Below are 23,873 nucleotides of genomic sequence, written 5' to 3'. Positions count from 1 at the left end.
CGCCGCGCGGAGCGCGACGCGTATCGAGACCCGTGGGAGGGTCTCGATACCACGCTTCGCGAGCTACTCGACCACCGGATCGGCCGGATGGTCAGACCCCGACGACCTCGCGCTCGGCCTCGGCGTGCGCCGTGACGCGCAGCGCGCGGTTCACCGCGGAGACCACGGCCTTCAGCGACGCGGTCGAGATGTCGGCGTCGATGCCCACGCCCCAGAGCACGCGGCCCTCGACCTCGAGCTCGACGTAGGCGGCCGCCAGCGAGTCGCCGCTCGCCGCGAGCGTGTGCTCGACGTAGTCGCGCAGCTTCACCTCGACGCCCTCGGCGCCGAGCACCGCGAGGAACGCGGAGATCGGGCCGTTGCCGCTCGCGTCGGCCTCGACGCGCTCGTCGCCGTCGCGCAGGCCGACCCGCACGTTGACGACGCCATCGAGGTCGCTCTCGGTGCGCAGCGACAGCAGCTCGAACCGGCCCCATTTCTCCTCGGGCCGTTCGGCCGGAGCGGGCAGGTATTCGTCGTTGAATACGCGCCAGATCTCCTCGCTGGTGACCTCGCCGCCCTCGGCGTCGGTCTTCGCCTGGACGACGCCCGAGAACTCGATCTGCAGCCGGCGCGGCAGGTCGAGCGCGTGGTCGGTCTTCAGCAGGTAGGCCACGCCGCCCTTGCCCGACTGCGAGTTGACGCGGATGACCGCCTCGTAGCTGCGGCCCAGGTCCTTCGGGTCGACCGGCAGGTACGGCACCGCCCAGTGCATCTGGTCGACCGGGATGCCGCGGCGCTCGGCCTCGGCGTCCATGGCCTCGAAGCCCTTCTTGATGGCGTCCTGGTGCGAGCCGCTGAACGCCGTGTAGACCAGGTCGCCCGCCCACGGGCTGCGCTCGTGCACCGCCAGCTGGTTGCAGTACTCGGCGGTGCGCTTGACGTCGTCGACGTCGGAGAAGTCGATCTGCGGGTCGATGCCCTGCGTGAACAGGTTGATGCCGAGCGCGACCAGGTCGACGTTGCCGGTGCGCTCGCCGTTGCCGAAGAGGCATCCCTCGATGCGGTCGGCGCCGGCCATGTACCCGAGCTCGGCGGCCGCGATCGCGGTGCCCCGGTCGTTGTGCGGGTGCAGCGACAGGATGACGTTCTCGCGGTACGCGAGGTGCCGGCTCATCCACTCGATCGAGTCGGCGTAGACGTTGGGCGTCGCCATCTCGACCGTCGCGGGCAGGTTGATGATGACCTTCCGCTCGGGCGTCGGCTCGAAGACCTCCAACACCTGGTTGCAGACGTCGACGGCGAACTCGAGCTCGGTGCCCGTGTAGCTCTCGGGCGAGTACTCGTAGTACACCGTGGTGCCGGGCACGGTCGACTCCATCTCGCGACAGGTGCGGGCACCGTGCAGGGCGATGTCGATGATGCCCTGCTTGTCGGTGCGGAAGACGACCTCGCGCTGCAGCACGCTCGTCGAGTTGTAGAGGTGCACGATCGCCTGCTTGGCACCGTGGATCGACTCGTACGTGCGCTCGATGAGGTGGTCGCGGGCCTGCGTGAGGACCTGGATCGTGACGTCCTCGGGGATCGCGCCCTCCTCGATGAGGCTGCGCACGAAGTCGAAGTCGGTCTGGCTCGCACTCGGGAACCCGACCTCGATCTCCTTGTAGCCCATGCGCACGAGCAGGTCGAACATGATGCGCTTGCGCTCGGGGCTCATCGGGTCGATGAGGGCCTGGTTGCCGTCGCGCAGGTCGACGGCGCACCAGCGCGGCGCCTTCGCGATGCGCTGTGACGGCCACGTGCGGTCGGGCAACTCGACGCGGATCTGCTCGTGGAACGGACGATACCGATGCACGGGCATCGGCGACGGCTTCTGGTGGTTCTGCATTGGGGTGCTCTTCTCGCTACTCGGGGGTTTCAGCCGACGACGAACTCCGCAGCGAGGGAGGCCTGTGAACTAGGACTCGCTGCGGCAGCTAAGGAGAAGCAGGCCGCGAAGCACGACCTCAGGCTAACACCTGCGTCATGCACGTGCGCAACCATGACGAAAACGGGCGGATGCCGCGTGGCAGCGGCATCCGCCCGTTCACGTCGTCGGTTCGGGCCCTACTCGACCGCGAGCGCGACGACCGGCGCGACGCGCATCGCGCGGCGGGCGGGTGCGATCGAGGCGGCCAGCGTGAGGAGTCCCGCTGCGACGAGGAGCACGCCGAACATCGCCCACGGGATGCCCGGGAGCACGATGGTCCCCTCCCCCTGCGCGCCGCCGAGCAGCGACTGAGCGCCGGCCCAGCCGTAGCCGAATCCGAGCACGATGCCGGTGACCGTGGCCGCGAGGGTGAGCGCCGCGCTCTCGGCGACGATCATCCAGCGCAGCTGACGGCGCTCGAAGCCGAGCGCTCGGAGCAGGCCGAGCTCTCGCGTGCGCTGCATGACGCTCAGCGACAGCGTGTTCACCATGCCGATCGCGGCGATGAGCGCACTGAAGCCGATGAGCACCGTGAAGACCGCCACCGTCACGTCGAGCATCTGGTCGACGCCCTCGTACACCTCGGGCTGGGCGCGCTGCGCGGCGCGGATGAGCTCGCGGTACGACTCCATGGTCACGGCGAACGTCGTGACGAGGGTCACGCCGATGACGAGGCCGATCGTCATGCGCGAGCTGCGCTCGGGGTGTCGCACGGCGTTCTCGGCTGCGAGCCGCGCCGCGGGCGAGCTGCCGAACGCGCGGCCGACGAGCCGCAGCACGGGCGGCATGACCACATGCGCGCCGAGCACGATGCCGGTGAACGAGAGGATGCCGCCGGCCATCGCCACGAGCACGCCGTAGGGCTCGGTGAGGCCCCACAGGATGCCCGCCACGAGGAGCCCGAGGCCGAGCACGACGAGCACGATCGCGGCGATGTTGCGGACCCGATGCCGGGCGAGCTCCTCGCGGTCCTGCTCGTGGGAGTCCCCGATCGCCTGGATCGGCCGCACGCGCAGCACGCGTCGCGAACCCACCCATGCCGAGAGCCACGTCGTGATCACGACGGCGACGGCGGGGAGCACGACGACCGGATTGAGGACGTCGTAGTCGGTCGCGGGCATGAGGTCGGTCGCCACCGCGACCTGCTCGAGCAGCATCGCTGCTCCGGTGCCCGCGCCGACGCCGATGACGGCGCCGACGAGCCCGACGAGCAGGCCCTCCTTCGCGATCTGCGCGCGCTGGGCGCGGGCGCTCGACCCGATGAGCCGGAGCAGCGCGATGAGCCGCGTGCGTCCCGCCACGACCGTGGCGACGGTGTTCGCCGTCACGATCGCGCTCACGTAGACCGCGATGACGATGAACACGGTCGCGACGATGCCCAGGATGATCCGGACCGTGCCGCTCTCGCCGGTCACGTCGTCGGCCGCGATCGCCGCGCCGAGCAGTCCCGTCACGTGCAGGAGCATCACGCCGAACGTGCCCGCGAGCGCCGCGACGAGCAGCGTCGGCCATTGGTCCCTGATCCGCGTGCGCATCAGGCCGCGACCTCCATCGACAGCATGAACGCCGAGATCTCCTCGGCCGACGATCGCGTGGCATCGCGCACGATGCGACCGTCGGCGAGGAACAGGATGCGATCGGCGTGGCTGGCGGCGACCGGGTCGTGCGTGACCATGGCGATCGACTGTCCGTACTTCGCGCTCGCCGTCGCGAGCAGGCCGAGCACCTCGCGCCCCGTGCGCGAGTCGAGGTTGCCCGTCGGCTCGTCGGCGAAGACGAGGTCGGGACGCGTCGCGAGGGCGCGCGCGATGGCGACGCGCTGCTGCTGTCCGCCCGAGAGCTCGTGCGGACGATGGCGCAGGCGGGCGCCGAGCCCGAGGGTGCCGATGAGCTCGTCGATCCACGCCTGCTCGTCGCGGCTCGGGCGGCGACCGTCGAGCTCGAACGGCAGCAGCACGTTGCCCCGCACGTCGAGCGTCGGCACGAGGTTGAACGACTGGAACACGAAGCCGATGCGCCGCCGGCGCAGCACGGTGAGCGCCGAGTCCGAGAGCTCGGTGATGTCGGTGTCGCCGAGCCAGACGCGTCCGGCGGTCGGCGAGTCCAGGCCCGCCATGATGTGCATGAGCGTGGACTTGCCCGAGCCCGACGGGCCCATGATCGCGGTGAACTCGCCGCGGCGGAGTCCGAGCGAGACGTCGTCGAGGGCGGTGACGGTTCCGGCGCCGTGTCCGTAGCGCTTGCCGAGGCCCGTCACGCGGGCGATGAGACCGAGGTCGGAGGGTTGGATCTGCATGCCTCCGACGCTACGGACCGAGGTGCCGGTGGGTCATCGGGCGGCCGGATGGTCCGGGGTCATCCTCCAGGATGACCCCGGCGCTCCTCGACCACCGGGAGGTCGTGCTCGTAGGCGAACACCACGAGCTGCACGCGGTCGCGCAGGCCGAGCTTCGCGAGGATGCGGCTCACGTGCGTCTTGACCGTCGCCTCCGACAGGTACTCGGATGCCGCGATCTCGGAGTTCGACAGCCCGCGGGCTGCGAGCGCGAAGATCTCCCGCTCCCGGGGGGTGAGCTCCGCCCATGCGGCGGGCGCCGGACGCCGTCCGTTCCCCCGGCCGACGTGGGCGAACAGCTCGCGCGTGGCACTCGCCGCGATCACCTGGTTGCCCCGATGCACCGTGCGGATCGCGGCGAGCAGGAACTCGGGATCGGCGTCCTTCAGCACGAACCCGCTCGCGCCGGCGCGGATCGCCCGTGCGGCGTTCTCGTCGAGGTCGAACGTCGTGAGCACGAGGATGCGCGGCGGCGTGCGCCCGTCGCGGTCGGCATCGGCGAGGATCCGCTCGGTGGCCGCGATGCCGTCGAGCAGCGGCATCCGCACGTCCATGAGGATGACGTCGGGCTGTGCACGTGCGGCGAGCTCGACCGCCGCGGCCCCGTCGCCGGCCTCCCCCGCGACGGCGAGGTCGGGCTGCGATTCGACGAGCATGCGCACGCCGGCGCGGAACAGCGCCTGGTCGTCGACGAGGGCCACCCGGATGCCGCTCACGCCACCCTCCCCGTCACGGCGGGGATGCGCGCGCGCACGCGGAACATCCCGTCCGCACCGGCATCGGCGGTGAGGGAGCCGCCGGCGAGCTGTGCGCGCTCGCGCATGCCCGGGATGCCGTGGCGGATGCCGTGCGACTCGACGGCGGTCGCGGCATCCGCCCGCATCGCGTTGACGACCTCGAGGTCGACGCCCCCCTCGTCCCAGCGCAGGCCGAGGTCGACCGGAGCCGTGACGTCGCCGTGCCGCAGGGCGTTCGTGAGCCCCTCCTGGACGATGCGGTAGACGGCGATCTGGTGTCCGGTGCCGAGCGGGAGGCGGTCGCCCGTCTCGGTGAAGCGCACGTCGAGCCCGGCGTCGCGGACGCGTTCGAGCAGGCCGTCGAGGTCGTCGAGCACGGGCTGCGGGGTGTCCGCCTCGTCGTGGCGGAGCTCGGCGAGCAGCACGCGCACGTCGCCGAGGGCGCCCCGCGCGACGCCGGCGATGGTGTCGAGCGCGCCGACCGCCGCCTCGGGCCGGGTGCGCGCGGCGAAGCGCGCCCCGTCGGCCTGGGCGATGACAACCGCGAGCGAGTGGGCGACGACGTCGTGCATGTCGCGTGCGATGCGGTTCCGCTCCTGCTCGACCGCGTAGCGGTACTCGACGAGCGCCCGCTCGCGGTTCGCGAGGTCCTCGCGGCGTCGCACCTCGCGGGAGTCGCGCACCGATCGCGCGAGGAGGCCGGCCGTCCATGCCAGGACGAGCACGGCGATCGAGGCGACGAAGAGGAAGCCGAGCATGAAGGTCGCACCGAACGCGTCGCCCGGCGTGCCGAGGACCGCGGCACCACCGAACAGCGGCTTCAGGACACCGAGGTAGACCGTCGCGATGACCGCGCCGGCGCCGGCGCTCGCGAGCCCCGCCCACTTCACGACGCGGCCGCCGTGCGCGGCCGTCGAGTAGAGCACGCCGAGCACGGCCGCGTCGTAGAGCTGCAGGTCGCGCAGCGCGACCATCTGCACGATGGCCGCCGCCCAGGCGACGCCGAGCGACCAGGCCGGCGAGAGTCGGCGCACCGCGAGCGCCCCGACGAATCCGACGAGGACGATGAGGTCGACGGTGTTGCCGAGCAGCGCGAACGGCAGGCAGAGCAGCCCGAACACGACGGCGAGGACGATGTCGGTCGTCAGCCTGCCGCGGCTCAGGGAGGTGTGCACCGAACCACCGTACGCGCTCGCCCGGAGCCCCACCGGCGCCCGAGTGCGGAATCATCCTCGAGTCGTACGCGCGACCCGAGGCGTCCCGACGAACGACGCGCCCGAAACGTTGGGTCGCGGAATCGCGCGTTCGGTCGACATGATGTCGTTGGGGGGACACATGGGACCTCGGACGGTCGGCACGGTGCTCGCGGTCTCCGTCTTGCTCCTGCTCGCGGCCTGCGCCGGGGCGGCCGACGCCGGCAGCGGCGTCACGAGCACCGATGCGAAGGACGGGTGGACGCCGGCACGCGCGAGCGTGCCCGCGGCGGTGACCGCCTCCGGGATGGTGCTGGAGGATGCGGACGGTCCTCGATTGTGCGCCGGCATGATCGCGGACTCGCTCCCGCCGCAGTGCACGGGTCCGGCGATCGTCGGCTGGGACTGGGACGCCGTCGAGGGCGAGAACGCTGCCGCGGATACGACCTGGGGCGAGTACCGGATGCAGGGGACGTGGGACGGCGACGCGTTCACCCTCGACCGGCCGCCGGTGCAGCAGTCCGTCGCGCAGGCGACCTACGAACCGAACGCGCCCGTGCCGACACGGTCGCCCGATCCGGCGTGCGCATCCGAGGCGACGGTACCGCACCTGCGCGACGCCGTGCCCGACATCGTCTCCGTCATGTTCGACCTCGCCGACGAGTGCGTGACCGTCCAGGTCCTCTACGACGACGGCACGTTGCAGGCAGCCGTCGACGAACGCTTCGGCAGGGGCTCGCTGAAGATCACGTCGACGTTCGCGCGCGCGGACGAATAGGCGCGAACCGTCTCAGAACCCCAGGCGGCCGAGCTGCTTGGGGTCGCGCTGCCAGTCCTTGGCGACCTTCACGTGCAGCGCGAGGAACACCTTGCGTCCCAGGAGCCGCTCGATCTGGGCGCGCGCAGTCGCGCCGACCTCCTTCAGGCGGGCACCGCCCTTGCCGATGATGATGCCCTTCTGGCTGTCGCGCTCGACGTAGAGGTTCGCGTACACCTCGACGAGGTCCTTGTCCTCGCGCTCGATGAGGTCGTCGACCGTCACCGCGATCGAGTGCGGCAGCTCGTCGGACACGCCCTCGAGCGCGGCCTCGCGCACGTACTCCGCGATGCGTTCGGTGACGTCCTCGTCGGTGAGGGTCTCGGCCGGGTACAGCGGATGCTCCGCCTCGGGCATCAGCGCGAGCAGCTCGTCGACGAGCACCTCGAGCTGCTCCCCCTTGGGCGCCGAGACCGGCACGATGGCCGCCCAGTCGCGCAGGTCGGACACGGCGAGCAACTGCTCGGCCACCTTGGCCTTCGACGTGGCATCCGTCTTCGTGACGATCGCCACCTTCTTCGCGTTCGGGTACTGGTCGAGCTGCTCGTTGATGAAGCGGTCGCCGGGGCCGATCGGCTCGTTCGCGGGCACGCAGAACGCGATGACGTCGACGTCGCCGAGCGTCGACTGCACGAGCGAGTTGAGGCGTTCGCCGAGCAGGGTGCGCGGACGGTGCAGTCCCGGGGTGTCGACGAGGATGAGCTGGCCGTGCGGACGGTGCACGATGCCGCGGATGGCCCGCCGGGTGGTCTGCGGCTTCGAGCTCGTGATCGCCACCTTCTCGCCGACGAGCGCGTTGGTGAGCGTCGACTTGCCCACGTTGGGGCGCCCGACGATCGAGACGAATCCGGCCCGGTACTCAGCCACGGTGATTCCTTCCTTCGAACTCTCCGGTCTCGAACGCGGCCTGCGCGTCGATGAGCGCCTGGTCGCGCTCGACGAGGATCGTCGCGATGCGCTTGCGCCGGCCTTCGGTGCGCTCGGCCTCGAGCACGAGCCCCGAGACGGTCACCCGTTCGCCAGTCTGCGGGAGCCGGCCGAGCTCCTTCGCGAGCAGGCCGCCCGCGCTGTCGACGTCCTCGTCCTCGAGGTCGAGGCCGAACAGCTCACCGAGCTCGTCGATCGGCAGGCGCGCGTTCACGCGGTACCGGCCGTCGCCGAGGTCCTCGACCTGCGCCGCCTCCCGGTCGTACTCGTCGGAGATGTCGCCGACGAGCTCCTCGATCAGGTCTTCGAGGGTCACCAGGCCGGCGATGCCGCCGTACTCGTCGACCACCATCGCGAGGTGGTTGGACTCGAGCTGCATCTTGCGCAGCAGCGCGTCGGCCTTCATCGAGTCGGGCACGAACACCGCGGGTCGCACCAGCTCGCCGACGGTGAGGCCCTCGGCGTCGAGGGGCCGCTCGAACCCGAGCCGTGCGAGATCGCGGAGGTACAGGATGCCCGTGACGTCGTCGGCGTCGCGCGCGATCACCGGGATGCGCGAGTAGCCGGCCCGCAGGAACAGCGCCATCGCCTGCGGCAGGTGCGCGGTCGAGTCGATCGTGACCATGTCGGTGCGTGGCACCATGACCTCGCGCACAACGGTGTCGTTGAACTCGAAGATCGAGTGGATGAGCTCTCGGTCGCCCGGCTCGAGCACCTCGAGCTCGGCGGCCTCGTCGACCATGCTGAGCAGCTGCTCCTCGCTCGAGACGCCCGCGAACCGCAGGCGCCCGGGCGTCACCCGGTTGCCGAGCGACACGAGCGCGTTCGCCAGGGGACCCAGCAGCACGCGCAGGAAGTGCACGACGGGCGCGGTGAGTCGCAGCACGGTCACGGCGTGCGCGCGTCCGACGCTGCGAGGGCTCGCGCCCACGAGCACGAACGAGACGGCAGTCATGATGAGCGCCGAGTAGAGCAGCACGAGCCAGACGTTGTCGAGGAACGACGTGAACGCGAGCGTCACGAGCACTGCGGCCGTCGTCTCCGAGATGATGCGCACGAAGTTGACGGCGTTGACGTGCGCGCCCGGGTCGTCGGCGATCGCGAGGAGCGAGCGACGGACACGGGAGCCCAAGGCGAGGTCCGTGACATCCGCTCGGCTCGAGACGCCGAGGGCGGAGTCGACCGCGGCCATGAGGCCGCCGAAGGCGACGAGCACGAAGGCGGCGCCGAGGAAGAGCCAGGGCTGCATGGTCAGCGGCGTCGCTCCTGCATCGCGAAGCCCACGAGGATGTCGCGCTGGATGCCGAACATCTCCTTCTCCTCTGCAGGCTCGGCGTGGTCGAAGCCGAGCAGGTGCAGGATGCCGTGCGTCGTGAGCAGCAGCAGCTCGTCGATGAGCGGATGCCCCGCCGACTTCGCCTGGGTCTCGGCGACCTGCGGGCACAGCACGACGTCGCCGAGGAGGCCGGGCGGCGCGGGCTGGTCCTCGGTGCCCGGGCGGAGCTCGTCCATGGGGAAGCTCAGCACGTCGGTGGGCCCGGGCTCGTCCATCCATTGGACGTGGAGCTGCTCCATCGCGCCCTCGTCGACGAGCACGATCGCGAGCTCGGCGTCGGGGTGCACGTGCATGGCGTCGAGCGCGTAGACCGCGAGCCGCTGCAGCGCGGCCTCGTCGACCTCGATCGCCGACTCGTTGTTGACCTCGATGCTCACCGGCTTCCCCTCCGCTCGCTCACGCCTCGTCCCACCGGCTCACGCCTTGCCCTTCCGCGGCAGGTGGTCGCGCGGCGTGTGGCCGCGGCGCTCCGCCCGGTTCGCGAACTCGCGGGCCTGCTCGCGCTCGAACCGCTGCGCCTGTTGGCGCTGGTCGAACTCGGTGTACGCGTCGACGATGCGCCCGACGAGGCTGTGCCGCACGACGTCGTCGCTCGTCAGCCGGGAGAAGTGGATGTCGTCGACGTGGTCGAGGATGCGGGTCACGAGCCGCAGGCCGCTGGCGCCGCCCGGCAGGTCGATCTGCGTGACGTCGCCGGTGACGACCATCTTCGAGCCGAACCCGAGTCGCGTGAGGAACATCTTCATCTGCTCGGGCGTCGTGTTCTGCGCCTCATCGAGCACGACGAACGAGTCGTTCAGCGTGCGGCCGCGCATGTACGCGAGCGGGGCGACCTCGACGGTGCCCGAGGCGAGCAGCTTCGGCACGACCTCGGGGTCCATCATCTCGTTGAGCGCGTCGTAGAGCGGGCGCAGGTAGGGGTCGATCTTGTCGGTGAGCGTGCCGGGCAGGAAGCCGAGCCGCTCCCCCGCTTCGACGGCGGGCCGGGTCAGGATGATGCGGCTGACCTCCTTGCGCTGCAGCGCCTGCACGGCCTTCGCCATGGCGAGGTAGGTCTTGCCGGTGCCGGCGGGGCCGATGCCGAACACGATGGTGTTCTCGTCGATCGCGTCGACGTACTCGCGCTGGCCCTCGGTCTTGGGCCGGATGGTGCGTCCGCGCGCGGACACGATGACCTGTCCGAGCAGCTCGGACGGCCGGGAGTTGGGATCGGCATCGAGCATTCGGGCCGAGCTCCTCACTTCGGTGGGTGTCGGATCCTGGCCGGCTCGCACGAGCTCCAGGAGTTCCTCGATCAGGCGGCGCACGCGGGTGCGCTCGTCGGCATCGCCGCGGATGGCGATCTCGTTGCCGCGCACGTGCACCTCGACGCCGGGGTACTCGCGCTGGATCGACGTGAGCAGCCGATCCTGCGGGCCGAGCAGCCGCACCATGGCGATGCCATCGATGCGGAGACGTTCCTCGTCGTCGCGAGCGGGCCGCGGGGCAGCACCGTCGGGACCCTCAAGGTCAGCCGGCAAGCGATCCCTCCTCGAGGCCGCCCGCGAGGACGTGGGCGTGCACGTGGAAGACGGTCTGCCCGGCGTTGCCGCCCGTGTTGAAGACGAGCCGGAAGTCGCCGTCGGCGAGCTCGTCGGCGACGCCGCGCGCCACGGCCACGAGCTCGGCGAGCAGCGCCGGGTCGCCCGCGGCGAGCTCGACGACGTCGCGGTAGCCGCCCTGCTCCTTCGTGGTCACGACGACGTGCACGGGCGCCTTGGGCGCGATGTCGTGGAACGCGATCACGCGGTCGGTCTCGGCCACGATCTGCGCGGGGATCTCACGCGCGGCGATCCGCTCGAAGAGGGTCGGCTCAGCGTGTTCGGTCATCTCACCATCGTAGCGACGGATGACTCACCACCGCCCGAGGGTTGCGTTCAGCACGGCGATCGCGGCGGGCCCCGCGGTCGAGGTGCGCAGCACGGATGCCCCGAGCCGCACGGGTTCCGCCCCGGCCGCCACGAGGCGCTCCAGCTCGGCCGGCGCGAATCCGCCCTCGGGGCCGACGACCAGCGCGAGGTCGCGGTCGTCGGGCCGGAGCTCGGTGAGCGCGGTCGTCGCGGTCGGCTCGAGCAGCAGCATCCGGCTGCCGACGAGCGCGGCCGGCAGGCCGGCGGTCGCGGTCACGGATGCCACGGGGGGCAGCCACGCGCGGATGGACTGCTTCACGGCCTCGCGCACGATCGACGCCCAGCGCTGACGCCCCTTCTCGGCCTTCGGGCCCTCCCAGCGGGACACCGACCGGCCCGCCTGCCACGGCACGACCGCATCCACGCCGAGCTCCGTCGCGGCCTGCACGGCCAGCTCGTCGCGGTCGCCCTTCGCGAGGGCCTGCACGAGGATGAGGCGCGGCGACGCGGCGGGCTCGACGACGACCTCGTCGACCTCGAGGGCGAGCTCGCGCGGGCCGGTCGACGCGACCACGCCGTGCACGAGCGTGCCGCGGCCGTCGCCGATCGCGATGCGCTCGCCCGGGCGCACCCGCGACACCGTCACCGCGTGGCGCGCCTCGTCGCCCGCGAGCTCGACCACCGCGCCGGGCGCGACGGCGGCGAGGTCGAGCGACTCGTCGAGGTAGAGGTGGCTCATCGCGGCATCCGGCCTTCTTCTCGGTTCCTGAGCTCGTCGAAGGTTCGTCGAGGGATCAACCCAGGAACCGGTCGCGCAGTCGCGCGAACAGGCCCTGCTGGAAGTGCGTGAGCTCGGGCTTCGGCGCCTTCTTCGACGCAGCGAACTGCTGGATGAGGTCGCGCTCCTTCGACGAGAGCTTCGACGGCGTGAGCACCTGCACGCCGATGCGGAGGTCGCCGCGGCCCGTGCCGCGGAGCTTCGTGACGCCGCGATCCTTGACGGTGATCACCTCGCCGCTCTGGAGGCCCGACCGCAGTTCGACGTGCACGTCGCCGTCGAGCGCGGGAATCGTGGTCGTCGTGCCGAGGATCGCGTCGGTCATCGCCACCTCGAGCGTGCACAGCAGGTCGTCGCCGTTGCGGCTGAACACGTCGTGGTTCTTCACCTTGATCTCGAGGTAGAGGTCGCCGTTCGGGCCGCCCGCCGGCCCGGCCTCGCCCGAGCCCGGCATCTGCAGCCGCACGCCCGTGTCGACGCCCGCGGGGATGTCGACCGGCACCGTGCGACGTGCGCGCACGCGCCCCTGGCCCTGGCAGGTGACGCACGGCGTCGCGATGATCGTGCCGTAGCCGCGGCACGTGCCGCAGGGGCTCGAGGTCATGACGTTGCCGAGCAGCGAGCGAACCGAGCGCTGGATCGAGCCGGTGCCGTGGCAGATGTCGCAGGTGACCGGCGCCGTGCCGGGCTGGCAGCACGAGCCGTGGCACGTCTCGCAGGTGACGGCCGTGTCCACCTCGATGTCGCGGTGCGTGCCGAAGATCACCTCGTCGAGGCCGACCTCGACGCGGATGAGCGCGTCCTGGCCGCGCTCGCGCCGGGAGCGGGGTCCGCGGGTCTGCTGCCCGGCCCCGAAGAACGTCTCGAAGATGTCGCCGAACCCGCCGAACCCCTGGTCGCCGAACCCGCCGCCGCGGCCGCCCAGGTCGTACTGCTGGCGCTGCTTCGGGTCGGAGAGCACGTCGTACGCGTGCGTGACCTGCTTGAAGCGCTCGGATGCCTCGGCGCCCGGGTTGACGTCGGGGTGGAGTTCGCGTGCGAGGCGTCGATAGGCCTTCTTGATCTCGTCGGGGGTGGCGTCGCGAGCGACGCCGAGGACCTCGTAGTGGTCTGCCACGGAGGGCGTGTCCTTTCGATTGCCGGATGCCGAGCGGGTGGGTCGGCAGCGGGAGTCAGCTCTCGCCGAGGGTGCGGGAGAGGTAGCGGGCGACGGCTCGCACGGCCGCCATGCTGGTGGTGTAGTCCATGCGCGTGGGGCCCACGACGCCGAGGCGCGACACGTCGCGGCCGGGGATCTCGAACGCGCTCGAGACGATGGAGGTCTCGCCGAGGCCGAACGAGGCGTTCTCGCGACCGATGCGCACGGCCACGGCGTGCTCGTCGCCCGACATCTCGCCGAAGAGCTTCAGCAGCACGACCTGCTCCTCGATCGCCTCGATCACCTCGAGGATCGACCCGGCGAAGTCCTGCTCGGTGCGCACGAGGTTCGCGGCGCCGGCCACGACGAGCCGGTCGCTGCGCTGCGCCCGCGCCTGCTCGGCGAGGGTCAGGGCGAGGGTGTGCAGGACGAGCGCATGACGGCGGTCGGTGCCGGGGATCTCGCCCGACAGCGCCACCGCGGCATCCGCCATCGTGCGACCGCCGGCGATCTCGTTGAGTCGCACGCGCAGCCCGGCGAGCGTCTCCTCGTCGACGGGCTGCTCGAGCTCGACGAGCCGCTGTTCGACCTGGCCCGAGTCCGCGATGAGGATGCACAGCACGCGCGCGGGCGCCAGCGAGACGAGCTCGACGTGGCGCACGCGGGCGCTGCCGAAGCTCGGGTACTGCACGACGGCGAGCTGCTTGGTCAGCGACGCGATGAGCCGCACGGTGCGCGCGAGGAGCTCGTCGAGGTCGCTCGACTCGCCGAGGAAGGTCTCGATCGCCTGTCGCTGGGCCCGCGTGAGCGGCCGGACGTCGGTGAGCTGGTCGACGAAGACGCGGTAGCCCTTGTCGGTCGGGATGCGACCCGACGACGTGTGCGGCGCCGCGATGAGCTCCTCCTCCTCGAGGAGGGCCATGTCGTTGCGGATCGTCGCCGCGGACACGCCGAACGCATGGCGCTCGACGATGGTCTTCGAGCCCACCGGCTCGCGCGAAGCGACGTAGTCCTGCACGATGGCGCGGAGCACCTCGAGACCGCGTTCGGAGACCATGTTCCTCGCTTCCCTCACCGCTTAGCACTCGTTCTTCCTGAGTGCCAATCCTATCGCGACATGCCGCGACCCGGCCGTTGCCACCCGACGACCGCGGCGATACCGTAGCCGTACCCCGCGAGTCACCCCGGCTGCGATCCACCCTGCTCGCAGCCCGCGGTTCACCCCAGAACCCCCGAAAGGCACGCAATGACCGACCCCAACTCGCAGACCCCCGACCCGAACGTCCCGCCGCCCCCGCCGCAGCAGCCGGCCTCGTCGTCCCCCACCGGCGTCGTGCCGCTCACGCCCGAGCAGGACGTGCAGTGGGGCTCGTTCGCCCACCTGGGCGGCGTCCTCGGCGTCCTGCCCTCGCTCATCATCTGGCTGGTCTTCAAGGACCGCGGCTCGTTCACGAACACCGAGGCGAAGGAGGCGCTGAACTTCCAGATCACGCTGCTCTTCGGCTACGTGATCTCGTGGATCCTCGTCGTCGTCTTCATCGGCGCCATCCTCGTCTGGGCGGTGTGGATCCTCGGCGTGGTGTTCTCGATCATCGCCTTCCTGCAGGCGAAGGACGGCAAGCACTACCGCTACCCCTTCGCCATCCGCCTCATCAAGTAGCGCGCAGGCGTCGCACCGTTACGCCCGCCGCAGGAGTGCCTACTCCCGCGGCGGGCGTCGCTGTGCCAGCATGAGAATCGACCGAGTCTCGCTCAGAGGCCCCGAACAAGGAGTCCGCGCATGTCCGACACGCCCCAGCCTCCCCCGCCGCCCCAGAGCCCTCCGCCGCCGCCGCCGCCCTCGCAGGGGCCCCCGCCGCCGCCTCCGGGCCAGCCGCCGCAGGGTCCGCCGCCGCCGCAGGAGCCGTACGGGGGTCAGGCCCCGCAGCAGCTCAGCCCCGCCGACGAGAAGCTGTGGGCGACGCTCATCAACGTGGGCGGCATCTTCTTCTACTTCGTTCCCGCGCTCATCGGCTACCTCGTCCTCAAGGACAAGGGCCCGTTCGTGCGCCACCACACCGCGACCGCGCTGAACTTCCAGATCACGATCGCGATCGCCCTCGTGGTGAGCTACATCCTGATCTTCCTCTTCATCGGCATCCTGCTCGTGATCGCCATCGAGATCGTGAAGATCGTCTTCAGCATCATCGCGGCCATCAAGGCCAACCAGGGCCAGCTCTACACCTACCCGCTCTCGATCAAGTTCGTGAGCTGACGGCAGCCGGCGCCGGCCGCCGGACCCGTCGCGCGGAAGCCCGCCCGCGGTGCGCACAGCACCGTCGGGCGGGCTTGCGCGTTTCCGGGGTCCTCCTCAGGCGTCCAGCAGCCGCCGGACCACCGCGTCCGCCAGCAGCCGTCCTCGCCGGGTGAGCGTCAGCCGCCCGCCGAGGGCGGCTCTCGCGTCCACGAGGTCGTCGGCGATGAGCCCGGCGACCGCGTGGCGCCCGCCCGCGTGCAGCGACGGGAGGTCGATGCCCTCCCGGATCCGCGTGAGCAGCAGGACGCGCTCGGTCTCCCGCGTCGGCTCGTCCAGCACCTCACGCCCCACCGCCGGCGAGAGCCCGGCCGTGACGCGCTCCGCGTAGGCGGCCGGATGCTTCGCGTTCCACCAGCGCACGCCGCCGACGTGGCTGTGCGCGCCGGGGCCGACGCCCCACCAGTCGTCGCCGCGCCAGTACCCGAGGTTGTGGCGCGAGCGGTGCTCGGGCGTGGTCGCCCAGTTGCTCACCTCGTACCACTCGTACCCGGCGGCGCCGAGCACGTCGTCGACCAGCTCGTACATGTCGGCCTCGAGGTCGTCGTCGGGCTGGGCGAGCTCGCCGCGACGGATCTGCCGCGCGAGCTTCGTGCCCTGTTCCACGATGAGCGCGTAGGCGCTGACGTGGTCGGGACGCTGGGCCACGACCGCCTCGACACTGCGCCGCCAGTCGGCGAGCGACTCCCCCGGCGTGCCGTAGATGAGGTCGAGGCTCACGTCGAGCCCGGCGTCGCGGGCCCAGCCCACGACGAGCGGGATGCGATCCGGATCGTGCGTGCGATCGAGCGCGGCGAGCACGTGCGGCACCGCGGACTGCATGCCGAACGACACGCGTGTGAATCCGCCGTCGGCGAGCCGGCGGAGGTCGTCGGGCCCCACCGAGTCGGGGTTCGCCTCGGTCGTGACCTCCGCGTCCTCGACGAAGCCGAACTCCTCGCGCACCTCGCCCAGCATGCGCACGAGGTCGTCGGCGGGCAGCAGCGTGGGGGTGCCGCCGCCGAAGAACACCGTCGAGGCGACGCGAGCGGGCACGCCGGATGCCTCGAGCACGCGCCGCGACATCCGGACCTCGCCGATCGCGTGGTCGGCGTAGTCCGCCTGGCGCGCACCGCGGAGCTCGTCGGACGTGTAGGTGTTGAAGTCGCAGTACCCGCAACGGACCCGGCAGAACGGCACATGCAGGTACACGCCGAACGCCCGGTCGGCGGCGCCCGCGGCGGCCGATGCGGGCAGCAGGCCGTCGAGCGGGGCCGGCTCGCCGAGCGGAAGCGCCGACCCCACGATCAGCTCGGGAAGGCGGGATGCAGCGCGCGCAGCTCGCGCGTGGTGAGCTCCCGGCGCTTGCGACGCCGCCGGCCGGAGCCCAGGCGTCGCATGCCGCCGCGCCCGCCGAGGAGCGACCGGATCGTGAGCCACACGCCGTCGTCGTCGCGGTGCTCGAGGATGAACGACTCCTCTCCGCTCTCTGGGCCGGCGGCCGTCGTGCCGTAGGCGAAGCCGATGCGCTGGGGCTCGTCGATCACGTAGACGACGAGCACGGGGGTGTCGCGGTGCCCGATGCGTCGGCGACGCCGGAGCGTGGCGGTCATGCCGGCCGTGATGTACGGAGTGCCGTCGGCGCCGAACCGGTCCTCGGTGCGCGGGGCGGGCTGTTCGGCGAGGGGGGCGCCCTCGGCGTCGTAGACGATGCCCGGATACTGCGCACCCGTGCCCTCGGAGATGTCGACGACCTCGAAGCCGGCGCCGCGCTGGATGCCCCAGGTCATGAGCGCCTCGGCGGCGCGCGCGAAGCGCTCGGCTCCGCTGCCGAGCCGCACGGCGTCCTCCGCGGGGCGATAGCCGGCCGGCGGGTAGCGCAGGAGATCGGGCGCCAGGGTCGCGCCGATCGCGCCGTACGTGACCGACTGGTCGGTGAAGGTGCTGCGTCGGGTCATCCGTCGATTCTACGGAACGCGCCCGCGCCCGAGCGCCGCACCCGGTCGCGTCAGTCGACGAAGCGAAGGGTCTCGGCGAAGGGTGAGGCAGGATCGCCGGCCGGAACGGACTGGGTGAGGAGCACGTCGGCGGTGCCGTGCATCGCCACCGTGAAGTGGATGTCGCGGTCGCCGGAGGAGATCGTGCCGCTCAGCGCCGGCTCGCCGTCGAGCGACGTCTCGTGCTTCTCGCGGAGGTGCTCGCCGGGAGTGCTTTCGCGCAGCTCGTAGACCAGGTCCTCGAGGATGCGGTCGCCGGCACCTTCCACGAGCTCGGCGGGGAATTCGCGTGTCCGGACGGTATAGGTCGCCGAGTCGTCGGACCACGTCGCCACCGTCACCTGGGACTCGAACCCGGGGTAGGACTTCGTCGACCGACTCTCCTCCGGCTCGCCGGGAAACACGACTTCGTACCCCGCTTCGCTCGTGTGTCTGACGCCGCCCGCCTGCCCGGATCCGCCCGCACCCGGGCTGAGGAGGCCGAGGAGCGCCTGGCTCCCCCACCACGCCGCCACGAACGCGATGATGCCGACGATGGCGAGCCACACGAGCCGGGCCCGGCGCCTCGCCGGACGCGTCGCCGCCTCGTCGTCGCGCTCGGGGGCGATGTCGACCGGACTGCTCACTGCGAACTCCTCGTTCTCGGGGCCGGCGCGACGAGGCGAACGTGCACCGTCGCACCTGCAGGTGACTGCACGCGGAGAGCAGGATGGCGGGCGTTCGGGCGCGGTGTCAATTCACCGAGGAAACCTCCGTTGCCGTGCCCGCTCGACGAACCCGAACCGCGCCGACGGTCGTCCGAACAGTCGGCTCTGAACGCTACTTCTTCTTGGCGTCCTTGGACTCGGTCTCGCCCGAGAGCGCGGCGATGAACGCCTCCTGGGGCACCTCCACGCGGCCGACCATCTTCATGCGCTTCTTGCCCTCCTTCTGCTTCTCGAGCAGCTTGCGCTTGCGGGTGATGTCGCCGCCGTAGCACTTGGCGAGCACGTCCTTGCGCATCGCGCGGATCGACTCGCGGGCGATGATCCGCGCGCCGATCGCGGCCTGGATCGGCACCTCGAACTGCTGGCGCGGGATGAGCTCGCGCAGGCGGCCGGTCATGAGCACGCCGTAGGCGTAGGCCTTGTCGCGGTGCACGATGGCGCTGAACGCGTCGACCTGCTCGCCCTGGAGCAGGATGTCGACCTTCACGAGGTCGGCGGCCTGCTCGCCAGAGGGCTCGTAGTCGAGGCTCGCGTAGCCGGCCGTCTTGGACTTCAGTTGGTCGAAGAAGTCGAACACGATCTCGCCGAGCGGGATGTTGTAGCGGATCTCGACGCGGTCCTCGCCGAGGTACTCCATGCCGAGGAGGCTGCCGCGACGCGACTGGCAGAGCTCCATGATGGTGCCGACGTAGTCCTTCGGTGCGAGGATGGCCGCCTTCACCATGGGCTCGCGGACCTCGGCGATCTTGCCGCCGGTCGGGAACTCGCTCGGGTTCGTGACGGTGACGGTCTTCCTGTCTTCAGTGGTCACCTCGTAGACCACCGACGGCGCCGTGTTGATGATGTCGAGCCCGAACTCGCGACGCAGGCGCTCCGTCACGATCTCGAGGTGCAGGAGTCCGAGGAACCCGGCGCGGAAGCCGAAGCCGAGGGCCACCGACGTCTCGGGCTCGTAGACGAGCGCGGCATCCGACAGCTTGAGCTTGTCGAGCGCCTCGCGGAGCTCGGGGTAGTCGCTGCCGTCGATCGGGTAGAGCCCCGAGAACACCATCGGCAGCGGCTCGGTGTAGCCCGACAGCGGCTCGGTGGCGGACTTGACCGCCGTCGTCACCGTGTCGCCGACCTTCGACTGGCGCACGTCCTTCACGCCCGTGATGAGGTAGCCGACCTCGCCGACGCCGAGGCCCTTCGTGGGGGTCGGCTCGGGCGCGCTCACGCCGATCTCGAGGATCTCGTGGGTCGCCTTCGTCGACATCATCTGGATGCGCTCGCGCGGGTTGAGCTTGCCGTCGACCATGCGCACGTAGGTGACGACGCCGCGGTAGCTGTCGTAGACGGAGTCGAAGATCATCGCGCGGGCGGGTGCGTCCGCATCGCCGACCGGGGCCGGGATGCGCTCGACGACGCGGTCGAGCAGGTCCTCGACGCCCATGCCGGTCTTGCCCGAGACGCGCAGCACGTCGTCGGGCGACCCGCCGATGAGGTCGGCGAGCTCCTTCGCGTACTTCTCGGGCTCGGCCGCGGGGAGGTCGATCTTGTTCAGCACGGGGATGATCTCGAGGTCGTTCTCGAGCGCGAGGTACAGGTTCGCGAGCGTCTGCGCCTCGATGCCCTGCGCGGCATCGACGAGCAGGATGGCGCCCTCGCACGCCGCGAGCGACCGCGACACCTCGTAGCTGAAGTCGACGTGCCCGGGCGTGTCGATCATGTTCAGCGCGTACGACGTGTCGCCGAGCTGCCAGGGCATGCGCACGGCCTGGCTCTTGATGGTGATGCCGCGCTCGCGCTCGATGTCCATGCGGTCGAGGTACTGCGCGCGCATGTCGCGGTCGGACACGATGCCCGTGATCTGCAGCATGCGGTCGGCGAGCGTTGACTTGCCGTGGTCGATGTGCGCGATGATGCAGAAGTTGCGGATCAGCGCGGGATCGGTGGCGGCGGGCACCGGCGGGTCGGAGGCTCTCGGAGACATCCCGACGATTCTCCCATGACTCGGAGCGCCGATCTCCCGCGCTCCCCGGCTCGCGCTCCCCACGGTCGAGCGAGCACGCCGAGTCCCGACGCCATGGTCCCACTTTCGGCGGATGCCGCCCGCAGGCGCCGGGATTACGCTCGAAGCACCATGACCGTGATCGACGTGCCCGACGCGCGCGTGGCGCCGTCCGCCCTGCGCCCGGTGTTCCTGACGCTCCGGCTCGGACTCCACCTGCTCGTCGCGGGCCTCACGCTGTTCGTGGTCGTCCGGGCGCTGCTCGACGACGCGCCCGCCGAAGTCCCCGTCACCGTCCTCGCGATCGCCTTCCTCGCGTGGTACGCCGCGGGCGTCGCCGCCGCACACCGGCACTTCCCGACGTGGGCGCGGGTCGCCTGGCTCGTCGCCCTGCTCGCGCTGTGGGTCGCGATGTCGGCCCTGACGCCGGATGCCGCGTTCCTCGCGTTCCCCCTCTTCTTCATCGAGCTGCACGTGCTGCCCGCCGCCGTCGCCGTGCCGCTCGTGGTCGTCACGTTCGGGATCTCCGTCTGGGGCGCGGCGACCCACCTCGGACTCGCGGTCGGCACGATCCTCGGCCCGCTCATCAGCGCGGGCGTCGCGATCGTGATCGGCCTCGGCTACCGCGCCATGTCGCAGGAGACCCGCGACCGGCAGGCCCTCATCCTCGACCTGCTCGCCACCCGCGAGGAGCTGGCTGCCGCGAGCCGCGAGGCCGGCACGCTCGCCGAGCGCGAGCGCATCGCCCGCGAGATCCACGACACCGTCGCGCAGGGCCTCTCGAGCATCCAGATGCTGCTGCACGCCGCCGAGCGCGACGTCGACGACGAGCCCACGCGCGAGAAGCTGCGGCTCGCGCGCGAGACCGCGGCCGAGAACCTCGGCGAGACGCGGCGGTTCATCCGCGAGCTCACGCCGCCCTCGCTCGACGAGCAGACCCTGCCGGCATCGCTCCGCCGCCTCACGGAGGCGGTGAACGAGCAGGCCGAGCAGTCGGGGTCGTCGACGCGCGTGAGCTTCCGCACGAGCGGGGAGCCAACCGTACTGCCCATGGCGGTCGACGCGACGCTGCTGCGCATCGCGCAGGGCGCGCTCGCCAACGTGCTCCGCCACGCGGACGCGGGCCGCGCCGAGCTCACGCTGAGCTACCTCGGCGACGAGGTCGCGCTCGACGTCGTCGACGACGGCGTCGGCTTCGACCCGGCGGCCGCGCAACGCGAGGAGGTCGACGGCGTCGCGTTCGGCCTCCGCGCGATGCGCCAGCGGGCCGAACGGCAGGGCGGAACGATCGAGCTCGAGTCGGCGCCCGGCGAGGGCACCGCGGTGTCGGTGCGCATCCCGGTGGAGGCGGCATGATCCGGCTGCTGCTCGGCGACGACCATCCGGTGGTCCGGGCGGGCATCCGCGCGATGCTCGAGTCGGAGGCCGACCTCGAGGTGGTCGGCGAGGCGTCGACGGCCGAGGACGCGGTGCGGCTCGCCGCGGCATCCGACGTCGACCTCGTGCTCATGGACCTGCAGTTCCCGGGAGCGATGCAGGGCGCAGAGGCGACCCGGCGCATCCGCTCGCACGAGGGCGCCCCGCGCGTGCTCGTGCTCACGAACTACGACACCGACGCCGACATCCTCGGCGCCATCGAGGCAGGGGCGAGCGGTTACCTGCTCAAGGACGCCCCGCCCGGCGAGCTCGTCGCCGCCGTGCGCGCCGCGGCGACCGGCGAGTCGGCGCTCGCTCCCGCCGTCTCGTCGCGCCTCCGTGCGTCGCGCGAGGCGGCCGACAGCCTGACCGCACGCGAGGCCGAGGTGCTCACGCTCGTCGCGGAGGGCCGCTCCAACCGCGACATCGGCCGCACACTGTTCCTCAGCGAGGCGACCGTGAAGTCGCACCTCGTGCACATCTTCACGAAGCTGGGCGTCGGCTCGCGCACGGCCGCGGTCGCGCGGGCTCGCGAGCTCGGAGCGATCAGGGCGGGGTGACGGATGCCGCGCGCCCACGTCGTGCTCGTGCACGGACTCCGCACCTCGGCGACGATGTGGCGCCGCCAGGTCGCGGCCCTCGCGCACCACGGCATCGACGCGGTCGCGGTGGACCTGCCCGGCCACGGCACGCGCATGCGCGAGCCGTTCTCGGTCGAGGCGGCGATGCGGGTGATCGACGAGGCGTTCCCGGCGGATTCCGCGGCCGACTCCAGCTCCGACGCGGACGCCGACGTCGTCGCGCCTGGGTCCGGCCGCACGCCGCGGCTGCTCGTGGGGCTCAGCCTCGGCGGCTACCTCGGCATCGAGTACGCGGCGACGCATCCGGGCCGGATCGACGGCCTCGTCGCCGCGTCGTGCGGCACCCGGCCGCGCGGCGCCGGGCTCGCCGGCTACCGGCGGCTCGCGGACGCCATCGGCCGGCTGCCCGACCGCGGGCGGGCCCTCAACGACCTCATGGTGCGCGTCTTCCTCCCGCGCGAGAGCGTCGCCGACGTGCTCGCCGGCGGCGTCGCGCTCGACGTCATGGCCCCCGTGCTCGGCGCCGTCGCCGCGCTCGACCCCGAGGACGCGCTCGCCCGCATCGACGTGCCCGTGTGGCTCGTGAACGGCCGTTTCGACCATTTCCGCATCGAGGAGCGGCGGATGCTGCGGGCCACCCGCGACGGCCGCCTCGTCGTCGTGCCCGGCGCGACCCACCTGGTGAGCCTCGCCCGGCCCGAGGAGTTCACCGCGGCGGTGCTCGGCGCGGTCGCCGAGCTCGAACGGCGCGCGTCGGTGGCGCGCCGGCGGACGGCGGCGGCCGGGGAGCGTCCCGCGGCGACGGCCGGATGACGCGCGGACGCCACCACCCCTTGCGGCGAGCGGGCGGTTGGACGAGGGTCGTGCACGACGAGGTGATCCCATGCACGAGACGAGGACGTATCCCGAGGGCGTGCCCTCGTGGATCGATATCGAGCAGCCCGACCTCCCGGCGGCCATGGCGTTCTACGGCGGGCTGTTCGGCTGGAGCTTCGAGTCCGCCGAAGGGCCGCACGGCGACACGGCCTACGTGGTGGCCCGGCACGACGGCCGGGAAGCCGCCGGGCTGGCGGCGCACGTCGTGTCGCCCGAAGCCCCGCCGGCCTGGAACATGTACGTCGCCGTGGCCGACGTCGAGGCCGCCGCTCAGCGGATCGTCGAGGCCGGCGGCGCGATCACGACGGGGCCGGTCGAGGCGGGGAAGGCCGGCCGAGCGGCCCTGGCGACTGATTCTGCCGGCGCCGCGTTCCGGCTCTGGCAGGCCGGCACCCGGGCCGGCGTGCAGGCCGTGAACGAGCCCGGGGCGTGGAACTTCGCCTACCTGCAGACGACGGATGCCGCGGAGCCCGCGTTCTACACGCGCGTGTTCGGCTGGGAGTTCGCCGCCCAGGGCTTCGCGACGCTCATCCGGATGCCGGGATACGGCGACCACCTCGCCGCGACGGTCGATCCCGGCATCCGCGAGCGACAGGCGAGCGTCGCGACGCCGCAGGGGTTCGAGGACGCGATCGCGTGGCTCGACACGCCGCCCGGCGACGAGCCGTCGCGCTGGCACATGAGCTTCACCGTGGCCGACCGCGACGGCACCGCCGCCATCGCCGAGCGCCTGGGCGGACAGGTGGTGTCGTCGATCGACACCGAGTGGACGCACGACGCCGTCATCCGCGACCCGCAGGGCGGCCTGTTCACGGCCAGCCAGTTCGTCCCGCCCGAGCGCTGACGGCCGCGAGGCATCCGGCAGCGCTCGCTTTGGTGCCGTCGTGGGCGAACTGGTATCATTGTCTGTTGGCTTGCGTGTGGGTCCCACCCCGC

Annotated in this window: 24 protein-coding genes; 7 read left to right on the top strand and 17 right to left on the bottom strand. The window is 71.7% G+C overall.

Translation table 11 applies throughout. The features are described 5' to 3' along the window. Positions 1–91 precede the first annotated feature (91 nt). The 5 genes from leuA to ACWEOH_RS14760 form a co-directional block, all read right to left on the bottom strand. Complete coding sequence (gene leuA / locus ACWEOH_RS14780) at positions 92–1,867, bottom strand: 2-isopropylmalate synthase (RefSeq protein ID WP_452032250.1); 1,776 nt, start codon at positions 1,865–1,867, stop codon at positions 92–94. Positions 1,868–2,085: 218 nt separating this feature from the next. After that, positions 2,086–3,483 carry an FtsX-like permease family protein gene (locus tag ACWEOH_RS14775; protein ID WP_452032248.1) on the bottom strand — a complete coding sequence of 466 codons (1,398 nt, stop codon included), beginning with the start codon at positions 3,481–3,483 and terminating at the stop codon, positions 2,086–2,088. Further along, positions 3,483–4,244: an ABC transporter ATP-binding protein gene (locus tag ACWEOH_RS14770; RefSeq protein WP_452032247.1), complete on the bottom strand. Its 762-nt coding sequence runs from the start codon at positions 4,242–4,244 to the stop codon at positions 3,483–3,485. Before ACWEOH_RS14770 ends, ACWEOH_RS14775 begins: the two co-directional genes overlap by 1 nt. A gap of 59 nt (positions 4,245–4,303) precedes the next feature. After that, positions 4,304–4,999, bottom strand: a complete 696-nt coding sequence (locus ACWEOH_RS14765; protein WP_452032245.1) for a response regulator — start codon at positions 4,997–4,999, stop codon at positions 4,304–4,306. Next, on the bottom strand, positions 4,996–6,195 hold the full coding sequence (locus ACWEOH_RS14760) for a sensor histidine kinase (RefSeq protein ID WP_452032243.1): 1,200 nt from the start codon (positions 6,193–6,195) through the stop codon (positions 4,996–4,998). Before ACWEOH_RS14760 ends, ACWEOH_RS14765 begins: the two co-directional genes overlap by 4 nt. Before the next feature lie 160 nt (positions 6,196–6,355). On the opposite strand from ACWEOH_RS14760, the gene ACWEOH_RS14755 reads away from it, so the two are divergent. Next, complete coding sequence (locus ACWEOH_RS14755) at positions 6,356–6,991, top strand: hypothetical protein (protein ID WP_452032241.1); 636 nt, start codon at positions 6,356–6,358, stop codon at positions 6,989–6,991. Between the two features lie 12 nt (positions 6,992–7,003). Here ACWEOH_RS14755 and era read toward each other — a convergent pair whose 3' ends face one another. The 8 genes from era to hrcA form a co-directional block, all read right to left on the bottom strand. Beyond that, positions 7,004–7,897, bottom strand: a complete 894-nt coding sequence (gene era / locus ACWEOH_RS14750) for a GTPase Era (protein WP_452032239.1) — start codon at positions 7,895–7,897, stop codon at positions 7,004–7,006. Continuing rightward, entirely contained in the window at positions 7,890–9,206 is a 1,317-nt protein-coding gene (locus ACWEOH_RS14745; RefSeq protein ID WP_452032237.1) for a hemolysin family protein, read from the bottom strand. Before ACWEOH_RS14745 ends, era begins: the two co-directional genes overlap by 8 nt. Before the next feature lie 2 nt (positions 9,207–9,208). Continuing rightward, complete coding sequence (gene ybeY / locus ACWEOH_RS14740; protein WP_452032235.1) at positions 9,209–9,670, bottom strand: rRNA maturation RNase YbeY; 462 nt, start codon at positions 9,668–9,670, stop codon at positions 9,209–9,211. A gap of 39 nt (positions 9,671–9,709) precedes the next feature. After that, positions 9,710–10,726 carry a PhoH family protein gene (locus ACWEOH_RS14735; RefSeq protein WP_452033884.1) on the bottom strand — a complete coding sequence of 339 codons (1,017 nt, stop codon included), beginning with the start codon at positions 10,724–10,726 and terminating at the stop codon, positions 9,710–9,712. A 76-nt stretch (positions 10,727–10,802) separates the two neighbouring features. Then, the gene (locus ACWEOH_RS14730) at positions 10,803–11,162 is read right to left on the bottom strand and encodes an HIT domain-containing protein (RefSeq protein WP_148735123.1); all 360 of its coding nucleotides are present in this window, start codon (positions 11,160–11,162) and stop codon (positions 10,803–10,805) included. 24 nt (positions 11,163–11,186) lie between these two features. Continuing rightward, the gene (locus ACWEOH_RS14725) at positions 11,187–11,921 is read right to left on the bottom strand and encodes a 16S rRNA (uracil(1498)-N(3))-methyltransferase (protein ID WP_452032233.1); all 735 of its coding nucleotides are present in this window, start codon (positions 11,919–11,921) and stop codon (positions 11,187–11,189) included. Between the two features lie 55 nt (positions 11,922–11,976). Continuing rightward, the gene (dnaJ, locus tag ACWEOH_RS14720; RefSeq protein ID WP_148735125.1) at positions 11,977–13,077 is read right to left on the bottom strand and encodes a molecular chaperone DnaJ; all 1,101 of its coding nucleotides are present in this window, start codon (positions 13,075–13,077) and stop codon (positions 11,977–11,979) included. 55 nt (positions 13,078–13,132) lie between these two features. After that, positions 13,133–14,155 carry a heat-inducible transcriptional repressor HrcA gene (gene hrcA, locus ACWEOH_RS14715; RefSeq protein ID WP_452032230.1) on the bottom strand — a complete coding sequence of 341 codons (1,023 nt, stop codon included), beginning with the start codon at positions 14,153–14,155 and terminating at the stop codon, positions 13,133–13,135. A gap of 189 nt (positions 14,156–14,344) precedes the next feature. On the opposite strand from hrcA, the gene ACWEOH_RS14710 reads away from it, so the two are divergent. Continuing rightward, positions 14,345–14,758, top strand: coding sequence for a DUF4870 domain-containing protein (locus ACWEOH_RS14710; RefSeq protein ID WP_148735127.1), 414 nt, complete (start codon positions 14,345–14,347; stop codon positions 14,756–14,758). A 120-nt stretch (positions 14,759–14,878) separates the two neighbouring features. After that, the gene (locus tag ACWEOH_RS14705; RefSeq protein WP_452032228.1) at positions 14,879–15,352 is read left to right on the top strand and encodes a DUF4870 domain-containing protein; all 474 of its coding nucleotides are present in this window, start codon (positions 14,879–14,881) and stop codon (positions 15,350–15,352) included. Positions 15,353–15,448: 96 nt separating this feature from the next. On the opposite strand, the gene hemW is transcribed toward ACWEOH_RS14705, so the two are convergent. From hemW to lepA, 4 genes are all read right to left on the bottom strand, one after another. Further along, the gene (hemW, locus tag ACWEOH_RS14700) at positions 15,449–16,675 is read right to left on the bottom strand and encodes a radical SAM family heme chaperone HemW (protein ID WP_452032227.1); all 1,227 of its coding nucleotides are present in this window, start codon (positions 16,673–16,675) and stop codon (positions 15,449–15,451) included. Between the two features lie 2 nt (positions 16,676–16,677). Next, positions 16,678–17,328 (bottom strand): DUF1990 family protein, encoded by a 651-nt coding sequence (locus tag ACWEOH_RS14695; protein WP_452032226.1) that lies wholly within the window; start codon positions 17,326–17,328, stop codon positions 16,678–16,680. A 50-nt stretch (positions 17,329–17,378) separates the two neighbouring features. Next, entirely contained in the window at positions 17,379–17,993 is a 615-nt protein-coding gene (locus ACWEOH_RS14690; RefSeq protein WP_452032224.1) for a hypothetical protein, read from the bottom strand. Positions 17,994–18,186: 193 nt separating this feature from the next. Next, on the bottom strand, positions 18,187–20,046 hold the full coding sequence (gene lepA / locus ACWEOH_RS14685; RefSeq protein ID WP_452032223.1) for a translation elongation factor 4: 1,860 nt from the start codon (positions 20,044–20,046) through the stop codon (positions 18,187–18,189). A gap of 150 nt (positions 20,047–20,196) precedes the next feature. Between lepA and ACWEOH_RS14680 the strand changes: the two genes are divergently transcribed. The 4 genes from ACWEOH_RS14680 (at position 20,197) to ACWEOH_RS14665 (ending at position 23,781) form a co-directional block, all read left to right on the top strand. After that, a complete protein-coding gene (locus ACWEOH_RS14680; RefSeq protein ID WP_452032221.1) occupies positions 20,197–21,420 on the top strand; it encodes a sensor histidine kinase in 1,224 nt (407 codons plus the stop codon). Next, complete coding sequence (locus ACWEOH_RS14675) at positions 21,417–22,040, top strand: response regulator (protein WP_452032219.1); 624 nt, start codon at positions 21,417–21,419, stop codon at positions 22,038–22,040. The genes ACWEOH_RS14680 and ACWEOH_RS14675 overlap by 4 nt, the downstream gene beginning before the upstream one ends. A gap of 3 nt (positions 22,041–22,043) precedes the next feature. Next, entirely contained in the window at positions 22,044–22,874 is an 831-nt protein-coding gene (locus ACWEOH_RS14670; protein WP_452032217.1) for an alpha/beta fold hydrolase, read from the top strand. 70 nt (positions 22,875–22,944) lie between these two features. Continuing rightward, positions 22,945–23,781 carry a VOC family protein gene (locus ACWEOH_RS14665; protein WP_452032215.1) on the top strand — a complete coding sequence of 279 codons (837 nt, stop codon included), beginning with the start codon at positions 22,945–22,947 and terminating at the stop codon, positions 23,779–23,781. Positions 23,782–23,873 lie beyond the last annotated feature (92 nt).

It is taken from the genome of Agromyces sp. NPDC004153 (genome assembly GCF_053603635.1).
This window is presented reverse-complemented; position numbering and strand designations above follow the sequence as displayed.

Coding starts and splice junctions, on each gene's coding strand:
- leuA (WP_452032250.1), bottom strand. CDS start 1,867: ATGCAGAACCACCAGAAGCCGTCGCCGATGCCCGTGCATCGGTATCGT.
- ACWEOH_RS14775 (WP_452032248.1), bottom strand. CDS start 3,483: ATGCGCACGCGGATCAGGGACCAATGGCCGACGCTGCTCGTCGCGGCG.
- ACWEOH_RS14770 (WP_452032247.1), bottom strand. CDS start 4,244: ATGCAGATCCAACCCTCCGACCTCGGTCTCATCGCCCGCGTGACGGGC.
- ACWEOH_RS14755 (WP_452032241.1), top strand. CDS start 6,356: ATGGGACCTCGGACGGTCGGCACGGTGCTCGCGGTCTCCGTCTTGCTC.
- ACWEOH_RS14745 (WP_452032237.1), bottom strand. CDS start 9,206: ATGCAGCCCTGGCTCTTCCTCGGCGCCGCCTTCGTGCTCGTCGCCTTC.
- ACWEOH_RS14735 (WP_452033884.1), bottom strand. CDS start 10,726: ATGGTGCGGCTGCTCGGCCCGCAGGATCGGCTGCTCACGTCGATCCAG.
- ACWEOH_RS14730 (WP_148735123.1), bottom strand. CDS start 11,162: ATGACCGAACACGCTGAGCCGACCCTCTTCGAGCGGATCGCCGCGCGT.
- ACWEOH_RS14725 (WP_452032233.1), bottom strand. CDS start 11,921: ATGAGCCACCTCTACCTCGACGAGTCGCTCGACCTCGCCGCCGTCGCG.
- hrcA (WP_452032230.1), bottom strand. CDS start 14,155: ATGGTCTCCGAACGCGGTCTCGAGGTGCTCCGCGCCATCGTGCAGGAC.
- ACWEOH_RS14710 (WP_148735127.1), top strand. CDS start 14,345: ATGACCGACCCCAACTCGCAGACCCCCGACCCGAACGTCCCGCCGCCC.
- ACWEOH_RS14705 (WP_452032228.1), top strand. CDS start 14,879: ATGTCCGACACGCCCCAGCCTCCCCCGCCGCCCCAGAGCCCTCCGCCG.
- ACWEOH_RS14695 (WP_452032226.1), bottom strand. CDS start 17,328: ATGACCCGACGCAGCACCTTCACCGACCAGTCGGTCACGTACGGCGCG.
- lepA (WP_452032223.1), bottom strand. CDS start 20,046: ATGTCTCCGAGAGCCTCCGACCCGCCGGTGCCCGCCGCCACCGATCCC.
- ACWEOH_RS14680 (WP_452032221.1), top strand. CDS start 20,197: ATGACCGTGATCGACGTGCCCGACGCGCGCGTGGCGCCGTCCGCCCTG.
- ACWEOH_RS14675 (WP_452032219.1), top strand. CDS start 21,417: ATGATCCGGCTGCTGCTCGGCGACGACCATCCGGTGGTCCGGGCGGGC.
- ACWEOH_RS14670 (WP_452032217.1), top strand. CDS start 22,044: ATGCCGCGCGCCCACGTCGTGCTCGTGCACGGACTCCGCACCTCGGCG.
- ACWEOH_RS14665 (WP_452032215.1), top strand. CDS start 22,945: ATGCACGAGACGAGGACGTATCCCGAGGGCGTGCCCTCGTGGATCGAT.